This window comes from Paenibacillus sp. GCM10028914 (assembly GCF_042666275.1).
In the GTDB taxonomy this organism is placed as follows: domain Bacteria; phylum Bacillota; class Bacilli; order Paenibacillales; family Paenibacillaceae; genus Paenibacillus_AQ.
In genome coordinates, this window is sequence record NZ_JBHTFO010000003.1 from 100,359 (window position 1) to 118,340 (window position 17,982).

Annotated in this window: 10 protein-coding genes and 1 pseudogene; 10 read left to right on the forward strand and 1 reads right to left on the reverse strand. The window is 37.2% G+C overall.

All coding sequences use genetic code 11. The annotated features are described in order from the left end of the window. Nucleotides 1-8 precede the first annotated feature (8 nt). From ACFQV5_RS02650 to ACFQV5_RS02660, 3 genes are all read left to right on the forward strand, one after another. Entirely contained in the window at nucleotides 9-839 is an 831-nt protein-coding gene (locus tag ACFQV5_RS02650; RefSeq protein WP_379243365.1) for a hypothetical protein, read from the forward strand. 289 nt (nucleotides 840-1,128) lie between these two features. Continuing rightward, entirely contained in the window at nucleotides 1,129-1,308 is a 180-nt protein-coding gene (locus ACFQV5_RS02655) for a phage terminase small subunit-related protein (protein WP_379243367.1), read from the forward strand. A 273-nt stretch (nucleotides 1,309-1,581) separates the two neighbouring features. Further along, entirely contained in the window at nucleotides 1,582-2,061 is a 480-nt protein-coding gene (locus ACFQV5_RS02660) for a hypothetical protein (RefSeq protein ID WP_379243369.1), read from the forward strand. Between the two features lie 67 nt (nucleotides 2,062-2,128). On the opposite strand, the gene ACFQV5_RS02665 is transcribed toward ACFQV5_RS02660, so the two are convergent. Continuing rightward, entirely contained in the window at nucleotides 2,129-2,449 is a 321-nt protein-coding gene (locus tag ACFQV5_RS02665; RefSeq protein ID WP_379243371.1) for a hypothetical protein, read from the reverse strand. A 1,363-nt stretch (nucleotides 2,450-3,812) separates the two neighbouring features. Here ACFQV5_RS02665 and ACFQV5_RS02670 point away from each other — a divergent pair. The 7 genes and pseudogenes from ACFQV5_RS02670 (at nucleotide 3,813) to ACFQV5_RS02700 (ending at nucleotide 17,811) form a co-directional block, all read left to right on the forward strand. Beyond that, nucleotides 3,813-4,680 (forward strand): annotated as a pseudogene (locus ACFQV5_RS02670) (AraC family transcriptional regulator). A gap of 859 nt (nucleotides 4,681-5,539) precedes the next feature. Further along, nucleotides 5,540-6,511, forward strand: coding sequence for a patatin-like phospholipase family protein (locus tag ACFQV5_RS02675; RefSeq protein WP_379243373.1), 972 nt, complete (start codon nucleotides 5,540-5,542; stop codon nucleotides 6,509-6,511). After that, nucleotides 6,501-8,240 (forward strand): DUF6273 domain-containing protein, encoded by a 1,740-nt coding sequence (locus ACFQV5_RS02680; RefSeq protein ID WP_379243375.1) that lies wholly within the window; start codon nucleotides 6,501-6,503, stop codon nucleotides 8,238-8,240. Before ACFQV5_RS02675 ends, ACFQV5_RS02680 begins: the two co-directional genes overlap by 11 nt. Nucleotides 8,241-9,477: 1,237 nt before the next feature. Further along, complete coding sequence (locus ACFQV5_RS02685) at nucleotides 9,478-9,753, forward strand: hypothetical protein (protein WP_379243377.1); 276 nt, start codon at nucleotides 9,478-9,480, stop codon at nucleotides 9,751-9,753. 26 nt (nucleotides 9,754-9,779) lie between these two features. After that, nucleotides 9,780-11,864 carry a S8 family serine peptidase gene (locus ACFQV5_RS02690; RefSeq protein ID WP_379243379.1) on the forward strand — a complete coding sequence of 695 codons (2,085 nt, stop codon included), beginning with the start codon at nucleotides 9,780-9,782 and terminating at the stop codon, nucleotides 11,862-11,864. A gap of 39 nt (nucleotides 11,865-11,903) precedes the next feature. Further along, a complete protein-coding gene (locus tag ACFQV5_RS02695; protein WP_379243381.1) occupies nucleotides 11,904-17,393 on the forward strand; it encodes an RHS repeat-associated core domain-containing protein in 5,490 nt (1,829 codons plus the stop codon). 16 nt (nucleotides 17,394-17,409) lie between these two features. Beyond that, the gene (locus ACFQV5_RS02700) at nucleotides 17,410-17,811 is read left to right on the forward strand and encodes a hypothetical protein (RefSeq protein WP_379243383.1); all 402 of its coding nucleotides are present in this window, start codon (nucleotides 17,410-17,412) and stop codon (nucleotides 17,809-17,811) included. The last annotated feature ends 171 nt before the right edge of the window (nucleotides 17,812-17,982 follow it).

The window sequence follows — 17,982 nt, forward strand, 5'->3', positions numbered from 1 at the left end:
GGTATTAAATGAAACGAATATCTATGGTATTGACTTTGGCTGTTTTTGTGACTTTTGTTTTCTCTGGCTTTGCTAGCAACTCTTACGCATCTTCAAATACTGATGAGTCTTTTAAAGAACTATCTTATTCTTTCGAAGAGAATAATGGTGATAAAGAGATTCAGGGTGTATATCAAGATGTAAATACTGGAGATACTGTTCGCTTTGATATAAGTGAATCAGGTGAAGTAAGAGAAGTTATGCATTATATTAATGATATATTAGTAGTTGAGACTACTTATAATAAAGCTTCAGGTCAAATAATTTCCACCGATCTTCAGACTGGTGAAACCACAACATATAATGTTGATGATTTAGTTACTCCATTAGATCGACAAGACGAGGGATCTACTTTAGACTCCCCTTCATCAGGATATAACTTCGTGAAAACTAAATATAATTCTACATGGAATCAATATGGTTCGTTGTATAAGAAAACAACCGTTAAAGACTCTACGTATATTGAAGTGAATTTCGGACCGGGAACGGCATTAGGCGTTATTTTATCTGCTATTGATATCATATATACTAAGGGCGGACTTACTTCAATACTTAAAATGATTGGCATAACATTTTCTTCTATTGCGCTTGATACTGCTTGGTATGGGATCTTAGATGCAAAAAAGTATCTTACACAAATTGAAGTGTTTTCACAAAATAAACTTGGTTTGAGAAGTGAACAATATATTTTAGAAGTTAAGATAAATGGGGTACCAAAACAAGTGCATGATGGTGGGGATGGTCGTACTTATGATCAGATGATTGATGATGCTATTTATAATGTAATTATCTTAGGTTAAAGTGAGGGTCTTCTAACATGAAAAACACATCAAGAAATACTTTAATGAGAAGACGCATTATATTTGATGCTATTTATTTGTTATTCTGTTTAGTGGGAATAGTGTTGATTGCAGTCACTGGACATTATTGGCTTACTATAGTTCCGATCCTTGCTTTAATACTCGGAATATTTATTCTCCGATATCATCTAAAAGAGTTTAGCGAAAAATCAAAGTAACATACAGTTTCAAGAAAGACGAGCTATTTTTATGGCTCGTCTTTTTTTGTTGGTGGTGGTGATGGTGTAGCATGGCTAGAACACGCGATCCTAACCGTGATCATGCTTATAAATTATGGCAAGAGCACGGAGGAAATATAACGAATCGTCAGATTGCAGAGCAGCTAGGTGTGGATGAAAAGAAGATAGCTGTCTGGAAACAAAGAGACAAATGGAATGTTGTACAACAAATCGAATCGAATAGAATCTGAAGGACTAAATCCATAATGAGCTGACCGATCCCTTCCCGTTTCCAAAGAGTGCTGGGATCAGTTTCTCTCATGTAAGCCACGATCACTATCAGGAAATTGTTCTTTGAATTTTTTTGCTCTCTCTCAGAAAAGCAAGTATAATAAAATTAGGAAAATAAAACATTTTATAGTTGAATCTTTTCCTTCACAGACCTTATCAATTAGTTCAACATGTTGGTGAATATAATGTTTTAAAGTAGGAAATAATTATTGGTATAGAAAGGGCGGGGTAATATGTTTAAAAAAATATATTTAACAGCCTTTGCAGTGACTATTATTTCAGGAGTGGTATTAATATCGAATTCAAAAGCAGAGACCTATCCAGAAATGGAAACCGTAAATAAGACAGTTAAAAATCCTGTTAACACTAATTTTTCAACAAATAACGTGAAATCCGTAGAATCCGAAGAATCAGTAAAAAACGTAGAATCCGTAGAATCAAAAATCGCAAAAGGGGCTTATAGTCAACTATATACACCTCATGGCATGTTCTTGCGAGCAGATGAACAAAGTATCTTTAAGGAATCGGAGATAGCAAGAAATTTAAATCAAATCGGGCCTAATACGAATCAACTAATTTTTGAAGGCGAGTTTTTTTTAAAAGTAGATGAAGCAGAATTTCTTAAAAATTATCCAAATTCGTTGCTCTTAAATAAAACCTTAAATGATGAAAACCCGACTGATACTGATGTTCCATCAAGTTCATCAAAATAGTATTTCATTTCATAAAGAAGGAGCCATTGTTTTCGACAATGGCTCCTTCTTGGCCTTCTTGTTTTACTTAATCGTTGATTGATCCATATCCACTAGCAGTGGTAACTCCAATATTTTTTATTTTCAAAGCATAAGTACCCCCTTGAACACCGGAAAAAGTTATTGTTTTAGTAGCACTTGAATAGTTACCAGCGATTGGTATGCTATTTTCTTCAGCAGCTAGCAAAGTATACTCAAGAGCTACAGTCCCGCTACCATAAGAGGGATACTGGGCAAGCTTTATAGTTATATTCCCGTAAGAGTAATGGTTGAACCAATCCTTAGTTGTATAGTCGTTAGATGAAAGAGGCCCAAAGGAATAGTTTTGCAATAAAGCGAATGGTGTCACGATTGCGTTCGTATTTTCTTCTGTAGAATTTGTAGTAACAACTACCGAACTAACTGCATACGACGTGCTGCTAGTTTCTACTACCGGATCAGCAGCATAAGTGCTTGGAACAACAATAAATGCTAGTAAAGAAGCCGTTGTTAGCAGAGACCTGCCAGTTTTTTAAGTTTCATTACAAAATTCCTCCCATTAAATAGATGTAGTTGCACCACTAAACTATCACATCCATTATATGTAAATGGTGATTCGAGTGATAAGAAATCAAACAATATACATCGGTCCAACGTACAAAGGCCTGATACCTAATCAGGTCTTTTCCTGACCGCAGGGGGAGGTAACGAAAATAGTGAAGGAGTGAATCAATGTAATGAATAGTGAATATTTTAATACGCCAGTACCAAGTAGGCAGTATAACAGTGCAGGTCAGATCATTAACCCTGTTTAAGGACTGTCTAATGACACAAAAGTGGACCCATTACTGGGATCTCGGAATACAGGAAGGATATTTATCAAAAAGACTAAACTAAACGTTAATAATTGCCATCGAAGTAAAGCACCAATGCTTAATTTATGGGATATCGGAAGATCAAACCTAATGACTGTGGAAGCCGTACTATGTGCGGCATTTTCATTATAAAGTACCAATGATAAGAACTTATATGCACATACTTGGTGTCGGAGGTCTTGAACATTCATGCTTAGGTTCTCGTTAGGATAGCACAAAGGGATAGCAACCCATATACAATTTGAATATTAAACAATGCAGATATTTTGCTGTCGAGGGACACGAACATGGTCCGATTACGGATTAGATAAGTATTTAACTACTTATCTCCGCTCTAATTCATTAAGCTGATGGGCAGGATAGTTCAATAAAAAAGAAGAGACGACTAACTAAATGACTGAAGTTCCGTCTATTCAAATGTCATTAGTCATATGTGGTTGAATAGTGTCGGATGACAAAAACATAGTAACACTAGAAGCCGCTGATTATGCGGTTTTTTTATTTATGTTATCAAGTTCTTGTCAAAACACAATGACAAGAACTTGATAACATTCCCGACAGATGACAAGAACATAGTTACATTCCCAATAAGATTTCATCGTCGGCAGTAGACGCCCTTTTATTAAACTAACGGGATCATGGTAAAATTAGGATTGTGATCTTTGGAGGTCTATAAACATGAGATTAAGTTGTGAATCAATAGTATTACAACTTCCTTGCCTGATACAGGGTATATTGACGCAAAGTTAAAGGGGATGTTCTACGACCATCAAAAGACCCTGCAGGATTGTGCACTAAATGTCGGGAAGGGGATTACCTTCTCTGCTATGCTTTGAGTAACGAGGGGAGGCGATATTCATGAATATGCTAGCGCACCTGAACAAATCTTTAAGCTATATTGAGGAGAATCTTACTGATCGTGTGGACTATCAGGTGGCAGCGAAAATTGCCTGCTGTTCGGAATATCATTTTACACGGATGTTCTCATTCCTTGCAGGTATTACTCTGTCGGAATACATCCGCCGAAGACGCCTAACTTTGGCAGCACTCGAGCTAAGCCACAGTGACATCAAGATCATCGATGCAGCGATGAAATACGGATATACCTCGCAGGATTCCTTTACTAGGGCTTTCCAAAGCATGCATGGGATTACTCCCTCGGAAGCCCGGATCCATGGACAGTCCCTCAAAGCCTTCCCACGGATGACATTTCAACTAACTATCAAAGGAGGAATTGAAATGAACTACCGAATTGAAGACAAAGAGGCTTTTCGCATAGTGGGGATCAAAAAAAGAGTGCCAATAGTATTTCAGGGGGGGAATCCGGAGATTGCATCGATGTTTGAAGGACTTACACCAGAAATGATTGATAAGATTAAGGGCTTTTCGAATGTTCAGCCTTCAGGACTAATCAGTGCTTCCACGAATTTCAGTGAAGGGCGGATGGAGGAGATAGGAGAGCTTGATCATTACATCGGGGCGGCCACAACGAATGAAGCACGAGATGGCTTGGCCCAGCTGGAGGTATCAGCCTCTACATGGGCTGTATTCACGGCCGTTGGCTCTTTTCCGAGTGCGGTTCAAGAGATCTGGGGACGCTTCCGAATGGTTTCCGTCTTCGGAATATGAGCTAAGCGAAGGGCCTGAAATACTCAGGAATGAGCAGAAAGATGTATCATCGCCGCAATTTAAAAGCGAAATATGGATACCCATTAAAAAGAAATAAGCAGCGTTTGTTGAAGTAACGGGACACAATAGCTTAATTTAAATGGAGCAGACTCCTCAGTCGGCAACTGCTCCATTTTTCAATGGAGTTTTGTGTCAATTAACAACATCGGTTCAGTCTATTCGGGTGACAAAAACATAGTAACATTAGAAACCGCTGATTATGCGGTTTTTTTATTTATGTTATCAAGTTCTTATCAAAACACACTTGACAAGAAATTGATAACATTTCCGACAGATGACAAGAACATTGTTACATTCCCGATATGATGTCAACGACGGCGGCTAATAAAGATGATTAGACGCCTTTTTATTAAACTAACGGGCATAATAAAGGTAAAAGATGGCTTTTAAGGACTGCGAATATTATAATAGAAGCGTAATAATATAGATTAGTATCATGTCGGATAATATGAATCAATGAGTCAAATGAGTTATAAGGGCAAATTAGCACTAATAGAGTGTGGTCACTGCAAAATAGAATAACAGTAACTATATACTTTTCGAGGTGCTGAGAAAATCAGCCCACTTCTTCATGACGCATGTGAATTTGACATGAACCGAGCTGCCGCAAAAATCGGCAGCTATTTTATTTCTTTGTTGAAATAGGAACTTTATTAAAAAACACCAATTCTCTCGAGTGACTTTCTATATTCGCTAATCAACTCATTCAATCTAGTACGGATGGATTTTACTAGATTAGGTCTTACTGGGTAGTCCATTTATTTTCATTGAAGGAAACAAATATATCTAATAAAATAGTAATATATACCTATTTCGACTAATAAAGATAGGACACTTATTTCGTGACAACTTAAAGACCTTATTTTTTATTAAGATGAATCTATGGAGCTGATTTTATGCAGGGATTGGCACTTGTATTAGCAGGCGGTGGAGGAAAAGGTGCATACCATATAGGGGTATGGAAAGCACTCAGAGAATTTGGTGTTGATAAGAATATTACTGCTGTAGCTGGAACTTCAGTGGGGGCTTTAAATGCTGCATTTTTTATGCAAGGAAATTATGGTCTAGCTGAGAAAGTATGGCGTAACATATCTCATAACAAGCTTTTGGCGATAGCCCCTGATAAAATCGTGGCAACATTAGTTAATCTAGGGTTAACGAGTATATTTTCAATGTCTCAGATAATAGCATTCTCACTAAAGTTCTCACAGCACGGTATTTTTTCACGAGAAGGGTTGATAGAAATTCTTAATGAGAACCTAAATTTGAATTACATAAGTAATTCAAATTTATTAGGATTTGCCACTTGCTGTGAGTTACCATTTTTGAACACAACTTATTTCAGTCTTAATAATTGCACTTCCGACCGATTACAATCCATTCTCCTCGCTTCATCAGCTCTTCCAATTATTTTTGGAAAAGAAGAAATCGATGGTAACAAGTACATAGATGGTGGTATGCGTGATAACTTACCAATAAAGCCTTTGTACGATAAAGGTTATAAGCAAATAATTGTCGTACACCTAGATAGAGGATCTACAATTGAGCATGCCTGTTTTCCCGATACAAATATTATTGAGATATTACCACAAAACCATCAAGGAAATATTATGAATGGTACACTTGATTTCTCACCTGAAGGGTCAGCAAGGCGTATTGAAGAGGGTTATAAGGATACTGTTAGAATTTTCAAGCCAATTTATGAAATGGGCTTATATCAACATAAGACCCATTTGATATTAAGAGAAATGAAAGTGAATGAATCGCAATTTTCAACAAGACGTAACAGGCTTTTGGATGAACGAACATCAATAAAAGTTGAAATTAATGATCTGATGAACAACGGGGGTATAAAGAATGACACTTGAGCTTCAACTAAGAAAAACTGAAAATCTTACGTTAAATGAAAAACATGAAATTGAAGAGCTCATTGAACAAACTATATCAGTATATAAAAACAATCGTTCAGAAATTAATAAGTTAACGATGGAAAGTGTGACATGTCTTGCGGTAAGCAAATCGAGAGCAAGTGAACTAGCTAGCCAAGGGCTCTTCAAAAGGGGTTTAAATAGTCTAAACGGGAAGAACAAAAAAATCCGAGCAGATATTGACCGAAATGTAGCTAAGTCACAATATGCTGCACAGCAAACTATTCAAAAATTAGCTGAACAGAATTTGTTAACTTTTGATCTGGTTATGGCAGTAAACAATAAGTTAAATTCATTAGTTCTTGATATCGATCAAGAACTAAATCAAGTATACAAAGTTCTAGTTTCGTTTTTTAAGAATACTCGGTCAGATATGTTACAAGTCGAAGCAAGATTAGGTATACTTGAACGGAATGTTAACCTGCTTCACTGGAATTCTACCATTGAATATCAGATGTACAAAGGAATAGAATATTCAGAGTTAAACGATGTTGAAAAAGTAATTTGTGTTGTTAATGATTTCTTTGGAATCTCTAAGGGGGAGTGGAATACAGCTGATTTAATGCTTCTTAAAGCAACCCTTTCAGATGTCGGCTTAAATATAAAAGGAAGTTTAAATTACAAAGACTTTTTTCAATATCTGATTAGTAAACCGGCTACAATAGATCGACTATTTAAGGACATAAATCTCGAGCCACTAAAAGAAATTCAACCTATATATGCGTCAGTTGTAAAAGGTATTGATAAAGTAATCAAAATCAGTAACGAAGAAAAGTATATAGTTGAAACGATTTCGGAGCAGTTGGAGCAATCAAACGTATCTGTAGAAAAACATGAATTAAAGTTATCAATTATAAGACAGTATCTTAAAAACAATGCATTTATGATTACTGATATTGATGTAAATGTTTTTGATTTCTCTATTGAATTACTAGTTAATCTTAAAATGATTTCGCAAGGGTCTTCGCAATTAGAAGTAAATGAGGTCCGTTCAATTGAAATAGGCGATTATGTAGAATTCGGCAAACATAAAGGGGAAAAGATCATTTGGAGAATAATAAATGATGAAAATGATACGTTTATGTTATTTTCTTATAAATTCCTTAGCAACAAAATGCCTTTCGGAGGCTTAGGATATTGGGAAAAATCAGCGCTTAGAAAATTTTTAAATAGTGAAAATGACTTTCTCCATGAGTTTTCAATGAATGAAAAAAACTCGATTATTGAAGTGGATAATGAGTATATTGCTTGGCGTAGTACAAGTGAGTTACTCAATTATGATGAAAATGTGGTGGATTGTTGTTCTAATTACGATGTTGCATATAAAAGGACTAGTGTTGATAAAGTTTTTCTGCTTTCATTATTAGAGATTACCCTTTATTTGCGAGATCAGCAACTCGAGTTTCGAGCAATATCAGAGCAAATGAATACCTTCTATTGGTTAAGGGATATGTCCACTAATTTAGATAGTCCAGAGAAGTCTATATTTAATAATAAGATGGACGGCAATGGAACGTGTAGTAGGAGAGTCCGAGGGATTTTCGATAGTGGAGCTATTGGAGAAAATTATTTTAATGATCATCATTATGTAAGGCCGGCTCTCTATATTAAAATAAAATCTCCAATTGGAGGTAAGGGGACATTAGAAGAGCCCTACATACTCGACTAAAATTAGATGTTCTATCACTAGCAGTAACCACATTCAAACTTGTAGTTTGGGTATTTGTTCTTAATTAAAATTAGATACTGTAGAATTATTTAGACACTTATGAGTAACAGCGCCTCACCATCATGTTATGATGGTAAACGATTAGTTACAGCGTTGTTTGAGGGTTGACTCAATGTCCTTCAATCTTAAAGGTCTTTCTCCAATGCGTTCTTCAGTGGAACAATAAAGGTTGATAAAATTCGAGCTTGGGATGCAAGGAGTGCGAATAGGGAAAGGCCAAATTTCGTACAAGGATTTAATTGAAGGGGAACGGTTAAATTGCATCTGTAAATTGATGTCGGGGGACAAGAATATGTTCCCTTTGAAAGTCGCTATTAGAGGCTTTTTTTATTTTTACGGTACAAGTTCTTAAGAAAATGCTTGGAGTGAAGGCGAATTTTGCTGAATATCCGAAATATGAAGACCACTAGGAAGAAATCCCCTCTCTTCATTTTGGGAATAAATGACCTTGACAATAGCGATGGAAAATCATTCAAATAATTTTTTTATGCATTGAAGATCGCCAGTATAATAACTCAATATTCAAATGATTATTTGATTGTTAATAATACACCTTAGTGACAATCGCCTAAGCAAGTGTCGGGGGACAAAACATGGTCACTTTGAAAGTCGCTATTAGCGGCTTTTTTTGTTTTAACAGTACAAGTTCTTGTCCCGGGCCAAAGACAAGAACTTGTACCGTTTACCGTAAAGAAAAAAGTCCGATTACCGATTAGGCATGAATCTGATCGATTTCCGCCCGTAATTCATTGAGCTAACGGGTAGGATAGATTACTGGGATCTCGGAATACAGGGCAGCGGATCATTGAGTTCGGCAACTTTTCGTTGAGCTCACGGGCAGTATATTGAATATAAGTCGCTCTGAACCATACCACAAGTAACGGCGAACTATATTGCGAAAGATACAAAAGAAGCCCCTCCCGAAATATGATCGAGAGGGGCTTGCTTTTCAGGCTATTCCCTAAAGCCAAAACCACCTACATTGTATAGGATCCTTAAAACGGTTAATTTACCTTCCGGTTTTCCCAGATAATCGAAATGCAAATATACCAAATAGTCCAGTAATTACCGTCTGTTTAAGTACTTACCAATATGATACTATGCTTGAGGTACATAATTGGAAGGAGTTGAGATTTTAGTATATGTATTCCGAAAAAATAGGATAGGAGTGGTATATTTGAAGCGTGGAAATAAAATCTCAAAATGCTTTCTAATGCTTTCTTTATTATTAGTTTTTTTCATTTTCTTGAGTAATGTGGGGAATTCAAACTCTACTAGTTCAACTGCTTTTGCTACAGAGGGCACTCAACCTCCAAAGCAAAGCTATGAATACGATTCTTTAAATCGTTTACAAAAAGTAACCTTTTATAAAGATGGTGTTCCGTATTCTCGTCATTATACCTACGATGATAATGGTAATGTTAAATCTATTACTACCATTCCAGCCTCGTAAACACTTATCGCACCAGGAGGACATAAATGAGAATTAAGAAAATAACTAGCATATTTTTATTGATTTCATTATTTTTTGGAATGAACTCTATTTACGTTGGAGCATCTTCACAAGAACAGCAAGCACCAGAACAAGAGCAGAAAGAAACAACACAAGATTTGAAAGAATCGAAACAAAAGGAGAAAGAGTCAACACAAGAAGATTCGAAAGCACCAGAACAAGGGCAGGAAGAATCAACACAAGATTCGAAAACATCAGAACAAGAGCAGAAAGAAACAACACAAGATTCAAAAACACCTGAACAAGGGCAGAATGAACCCACACAAGAACCGAAATCATCCTCACAAGTAAATGAATATATCGTCTCTTTCAAGAATGGAGATGATCCACTCACTGTTCTTAAAAAGAATAAAATTTTAAAAAAAGAGAAAAAGAAGCTTAAAAAGCATAACATTTCTGTCATTGCATTGAGTACCGACGAAGTCGAGCGTTTAAAAAAAGACAGCAGCGTTGAGTTTGTTGAACCAAACGCAAAAGTCTCTATTAACGGAATTATTGCCGTAACAGGAGGCGCAATTACAGATGCTGAGATTAATAATGAGGAAGTTCCTTGGGGGAATGTAGCCATTGGTTCTCACATGCTAGATAAACAAAACAATAAAGGTAAGGGTATTAAAGTAGCTGTTTTGGATACTGGTGTATCGAATCATCCTGATTTACGCATAACCGGGGGAATCAACATCGTTAATGGAACTTCGAATTATGTAGATGACAACGGTCATGGAACTCATGTGGCAGGTACAATTGCAGCACTTGAAAATAATCAAGGCATTGTCGGCATTGCACCAAATGCTGATTTGTATTCTGTAAAAGTACTTGGTTCTGATGGTACAGGAACCTACACTCAAGTCATCGAAGGCATTCAATGGGCCATAGATCATAAGATGGACATTATTTCTATGAGTTTTACTGGTGCGGAAAATAGCGAAGCGCTTCATAAAGCAATAAAAGAGGCAGAAGCTTCTGGAATCATTTTGGTAGCAGCTGCAGGAAATAAAGGATTAGGTAAGGATACCGTAATGTACCCAGCATCATATCCTGAGGTGATTTCAGTTGGTGCAACAACAAAGTCAAATGATAGAGCGAACTTGTCAAGTACGGGAGAGAATCTGGATATCGTTGCTCCGGGTGTCGACATTAGAAGTACTACCAAAAACGGAAGCTATGGAAATATGTCCGGAACATCAATGGCAGTTCCACATGTGGTAGGTGCCGCGGCAGTAATTTGGTCGGAAAACAAGACATCGAGTGCTAGAGAAATTAGAGAACTTATGATGAAAAACGCAACTTCGATAGAACCAAAACAAGAGTATGGTAATGGACTACTAAACTTAGCTAAATCACTTGGGATCATTGACTCAGAGCTTCCACCATTTCAGCAGGATTACAAAGATGAAACCGAGCCTGGGCAAGGTGGAAACGGTGAAATTAGTATAGCTGCCATTGAACGTGGTTCTATTGCTTATTTAGACAGAGGGGTACCTACTCCTCCTAGTGGATATAGCAGCTGGACTAAACTAAATATGGGGGTAGACAGTACGACAGGTAGGGTTTGCTCTGGAACATTTTCAGGTCCATTTAAAGCGGGCCAAACAGCACCCAATCCACCCTTAGCATGTGATACTTCGAATTGGAGTTTAGGCACTTACGAAGTTAAGTATACGTATTACTATCCAGATGGTACTTATAGTATGACACCAGAAATCTTTACGGTAACACCGGAAGCTCCAACTGGTTTAACTGCATCTAAAGTTACACAAAACAGTTTGTTATTGTCTTGGAATCCCGTGAAAGACGTCACTACATATAAAATTCTAGTCAATGGTCAATTGCATAGCAATACGACTTCAACAAGTAAAAAACTAACGAATCTCACGCCTAATACAGCCTATTCTATCAGGATAAAAGCAGTAGATCCTACGGATCCGAACGCAGGTGCAACATCACCCGTAGTTAATTTAACCACAGATGGTCCAGGTGCTTTGCCACGTTCTATACCTCTTATTATTGAAGGTCAAACGTATAATGCTTATCCATATCGAGAGTATTAATTTCAAATTTACAACTAGAACAGTCAATAGGGGGAACATATGAAATCCAAGTGGGTAAGAGTTATAGCACTTTTCATGACCATAGTTTTGCTTATGACATCCGTTCCTTTTTCAAAAGCGGATGCAAAGAATGCCAATAAGGAAAATAAAAAAACAAAAGATCAACGCTCAGAAATTGCACAATCTTTTAAAGTGAAAGAAAGTGAAGTACAGTCACTTTTAGATAAAGGATACACTGTAGAAGAAATTAAATTGGCTTATATGAATCAAAAAGTGGATTCGATCCCTTTAGATAAAGCTTTAGGGAAAGCCAAGAAAGTTCCGATTAATCGTTCTAAAGAGAAAAGTGTTATCGAAAACTCTGCATCTAACTTAGAGATAAAGAAAAAAGAGTCAACTTCTAGTGAAAAAGATTCCTCGGTTGATTCATCAGCTACTGTTGTTGAAAATCCAGTTAACAAGGAAACTTTAAACAATCTGGATATTAAAACTGATACTGCACCATATTCAGTCGGATCTTCAGGGGAGTACATTTCCACTTTAGACGGAAGTGTATCACTTTCAACAACTGATATGACGTTACCTGGTCGAAATGGACTTTCTTTTGATCTGACTCGAACATACAATTCTTCGGATGCCCAGTATTATGACATCAAAGGCACAATTTATGACGATGAAGATTTAATATTTTCTGTATATTTCAAAGGCCGGGAAAAAGTATTTCGCTTAATGTTTGCACCTAAATTTCAAATGGTACATAAAAGAGAGTATGCAAAAGCAGATGGAACAGAAAGCGAAGTACAAACCATTGGTACAGATGAATGGACTCTCGATAGTAGTATAAAAAAGACCGATGCTGATAAATTGGCAGCTAAACTTCAAAATTCTAAGCCTTCTTATGTTGGTCCGTGGTCTACTGTTAGTAATGGTTATAAAAAAAGAGAGATTTTTACTTACGTTGATAATTCAGTTCAGACCGTAGATGTGGACAGGGTGTATACAGAGGTATCTCGAACAGGTGAATTCCTGCGTCATGAATATATTAATGAAAAAGAAGCAAAGGCTGAACTGAATGTATTAAACAGTCTTGCCGGGTCAACTGAATATGAATTCGATGATGCTGAGATTACAGGTACAGATGATACAGAATATCTCATTAAATTATATGATATTGACAATATTGACGATAGTGACCCTAACAGACCTCCAATTAATCCAGCAAGTATAAAGGTTGAACCGAATACAGATGGGAAATGGGTTTCAAGTCAGACTGCGGTTAGTACGTATAACGATACATGGTTCCCGCTTGGAAAAGGGTGGAGCTGGAACATTCCTTACATTAAGGATGGGACCTACGTTCATTTGGCAAGTGGAGGGACATATGAAATAAACAAGGATAAATCTTTAAAAGGTTATCCGTGGAAAGATCTCTCGATTAAATACCCAGGCGACGAACCAGACCTAACAGGGACCGTTTTGGTTAACGGGAAGGAAGAATCCTATACACATGTTCTTAGTTCCATTGATGGTACCAAGCAATACTTTAACGATACGGGTCATCTCATTAAGACTACAGATTCTTATGGGAACTATATTGATTTTCAGTATGCTCACTCTGCTGCCTATGGCAGAGAACTGCTATCAAAAATTCTAGATCCATTGGGTAATGAGATAAATATCTCTTATTCCGAGACGAAAGTGACTGTGACCAGTGGAGATAAAACAGTTACATATACGAAAGTTCCAATTCAAAATAACGGAAATGTTTTCGAAGTTTTGGACCGAGTGACTGACCCAAAAAACCGGGTAACTCGCTATGAATACACGCAAAAGACAAATACAAGATATAACATGCTTAACGGTGATATTTCAAGTGGTATCTCTAATGGCTATTCACTTATTGATACGGTGTATCATCCAACCGGGGCAGAAACCAAGTATGAGTATAAGCCACTACCAATTACCCGTTATGTTGGTCCTGATGCTGTAAATCAGGAATATCAAATCCACTCTCGTGAAGACCGTATCATATATCCGAATCAGGACACACAAAAACCTACGTATGAGGCATATAACCGAGTCAATTTCAATTACGAAGGTGATATTGGTAGCTCATATGGTTCTGATGTTTCGTTTTCAACGATTATGGATGATGGATTAGCCAAAACAACTTATCAATACGATAAAGATTATATCGATGCTTCGAATCCAATAACTTATTATCAAACGAACATAAAGCAAGTACAAAGTGGGTTAGAATCGTCCATAAATTACATCTATGATCGCGCAAAGCGTCTTACTTCACCAAATGAAACGAGTACTACCTATAAAGATAGCCAAAGTGGCAAAGTGAGAACGGAAACTACAAAAACTCTATATGACTCCTATGGAAATGTGGAGTCACAAACAGATGAACAAGGGGTTACAACTCAATATACGTATCATCCAGGAACGCATTTGGTTGATACGATTCTTCAGCCTGTTGATGAAAATCGTAGCGTTTATACTAAAGTTACAAAAACTAGCAATGGCGATCCAGATATGGTAACACAAAGGGAAAACAACATAAACGGAAAGCTACTGGGCAAGAGTGACTTCGACTATGATCAGTACGGTAATGTTTCTACGGTCACGACTACACTTGATGCGGACGATTTAAGTAAGGTATCTGTTCAAACATTTGCTTACGATCCCAAATATAAAAGTGCATTTATGACCGCACAGCAGACAACTGGAGTGGATAGTGCTGGTAACCCCTTTACATTAAAAGTACAGGCTGAATATGACTCTACTACAGGTCAGATGAAAAAGTATATTGATGGGAAAAATGCTGTTACTTCTTATGAGTATGACGAGTTGGGCCGGGTTAAAACAGTAACAAATCCGAATCAAACAACGGTAGATATTGAGTATATTGACGAGAAAAATATAATTACTCAGACGGATGAATCTGGTGCCGTTAATGAGATTCGCTTTGACCCATTGGGACGTGAAGAACAACAAGGGATTTATATAAATGGCAGCTATGTCGCCAAACTGAAGATTTATTATGATTCTTATAGCCGAATCGACTATCAGGAAGATGCAATAGGATATATTACAGACTATGATTATCAGCCAATTTCAAGCGGTCTAAAAACGATAACCACTTATCCAGATCATAGTAAAACTACTATGGTTGAAAATATTGTTGATTTAAAATCCAGCAGTATTGATGGTATAGGTAACACAGTAGAAACTACGATGGATAAGATGGGACGGCCTGTGTCGACGATCGAGACAGCGATTGATTCTAATAATCCATCTATGCAAAAAGTAACACAGCTCGAAAATTTAAGTTATGACTATGTAGGGAATGTTAAATCCCAAGAAGATGCGAAGCACCAAGTTACCAACTTCGAGTATGATTTCCTTGGTAATTTAAAGAGTGTAACGGACGCTAAATTAAATCGAACCTCGTATGAGTATGATTTAGTAGGTAATCTGACGAAACAAATCAATCCGGATGGTACTTTTACTATCAAACAATATGATGAAGCTGGTCGTCTGAAACTTAATCAGCAGCAGGGCGGTAAAGCTGAAACTTTCTTGTATGACGGAAACAGTAATATGGAGGAGCATCATACCCGTACTGGAAAGACCCTTAAATACGAGTATGACTTACAAAATCGGCTGAAGTTCCGTAAGGATGGCACTGAAACTATTGGATATACTTATACCAATGATGGTCTTCGTAGTAGTATGACAGATGCATCTGGCATCACCAGTTACGCTTATGATCATAATACGCGTGAACTTTTAACGATAACTTATCCAGATGGCAAGAAGTTAACATATAAATATGACGATCGAGGTAATAAAAAAAACCAGACGGGTCCATTTAACGACACTGCGGCATTTGAGTATGATTCAATGAGTCGAATTGAGAAAGTGAATGGTGGGCTGGATGGAGCCTATTCGTATTCAAATAACGGTTCCTTACAAACGGAGTCTCGTGGTGATGGGATTACAGCTTCGTATAGCTATGAGGGGCTTTCGCTCACCTCACTTAATTATGAGCATCCGAGCCTATCAGCTGCAAACTATAGTTACCAGTATGATGATAATAAAAATATTGAATCCTTATCTAAAGACGGTATCTCCCAATCATTTACGTACGATGAGTTAAATCGAATTAAGACATCGACGTTGTTTCAGGAAACCTATGATTATGATGTGAGGGGTAACCGAAGTACGCTTCAAAGTGAACAGGTTCCAACAGATTCAAACGTTAATTATGTGTACGATAACTGGAATCGATTGACACAAGTAACCACCATAGACCAAAAGAATGTCGCTTATAAGTATAACGGTGACGATCTATTGATCGAGCGCACTGAAAATGGATCCACTATACGTTATTATTACGATCCATTCGAGAACATCATTGCTGAAGGTAGTGTGCAGTCGGACGGATCTGTAAAGAAGGTAGCAAGCTATATCCGAAATGGCTCTTCACTTAACTATCGTGTAGATGGAACAGGAGACAAACAATATTATGTACTCAATGGTCATGGCGATGTAGAGTACCTGGTTAACTCCGATGGGGATGTCTTGAACTCGTACACCTATGATTTGTGGGGGAAACCTATCTCGAAATCGGAAAAAGTCATGAATCCATTCCTTTATTCTGGCGAGTATTGGGATGCGACAACCGACTTACAATATCTGACATCTAGATGGTATGATCCAAGTGTGGGCCGGTTTATAAATGAGGATACTTACCAAGGAGAACTGACGAATCCGTTGAGTTTGAATTTGTATACGTATGTGAGCAATAATCCTCTTATTTATATAGACCCGAGTGGGCACGCACAAATAATGGGGGCTGGCGGGGGTGGGAACTCTCTCTGGAATTTAGCCAATAGTTCGTATACAGTTGATGTAATTGCTGCTAGAAATTCAAACAGTTCAGGTCAAGCAAAATTATTGAAAAAGCTTAAGAAGGAAAACCCATATTTCTTTGGATCTGATCGAGATGGTATGACTCGAAATCAATTTGATTATTTGTTTTATATAGCAGCAAGAAGTACTAATATGGGCAAAGTAAAATGGGCACTCATACAACTTGATAGACATTTTATGAATGGAAGCTCAGATTGGATGATAGCAGGAGCAGCTAGCGGAGGCTTAGGTGCAGCAGGTGGTTTTACAGGTGGAAAAACTAATAAACTTAAGCCTAGTTCATCATCAGGCGTAGGTGATCATTTAAGACGAACTTATGATATCGGGGGCATGAATGTACGGATTAACAGTGGTCACGGATATAACAGGAGTCATAGAACTGGCAGTGTGAAAGGATTCGGTTCTATGGATGAAATTGAAAGATCAATTTTAACGGATGTAAATTCACTAATTATTTCGGGGACATCTCTACCGACAAAAAACACATTGCAAAGAACAGTGGTTGTTAATGGAAACAAAGTTGGCTATGATGTGATGAAATTGAAAGATGGTACAATTAGTATTTCCACATATTATCCTAAGTGAGGTGAGAAAAGTGTTAATGGATTATGTCGAAACTATTCGAACCCTTCAATTGATTAATTGGGCTGCACTTAAGGAGAATGAAGCTGAAAAGGTAGAGTTAGAGTTTAATTTAGCAATTAAAAAAATCGAAAAAGAATTGGAATCAGTACAAGATGCAGTACTATTAAAAAAGGTTATTGAACAAGATGAGTCCGAGTTTTTATTACCCATTGGTACAATGATCCGAATTTATCAAAGGCTAATAAGGTTGGTAGAAGATAAACGTTCTGTACTAGCAAACTTCGCAAGCTATTTATTGATCTTTGGGGTCGATTGGGAAGATGAAGCTAAACAGATCAATGCTGCCCTTGATACTGCTTATACGGAGAAAGCAACTCACATTGCATTGATAGTCAACTACGATAAATATCAGTCTTAGCCTTAAAGAAAGCCTTCATTGAGGCTAATCTTTTGGTGGGTTACCCAGTAGCAAATAGTCCGGGTGTCGGGTGACAAAAATATAGCAACATAAGAAGCCGCTGATATGAAGTGACCCCCAAAAGTTAGACACGGTTATTTCATTAGGCAGCTTTCTCTAAATGAGTTCGGT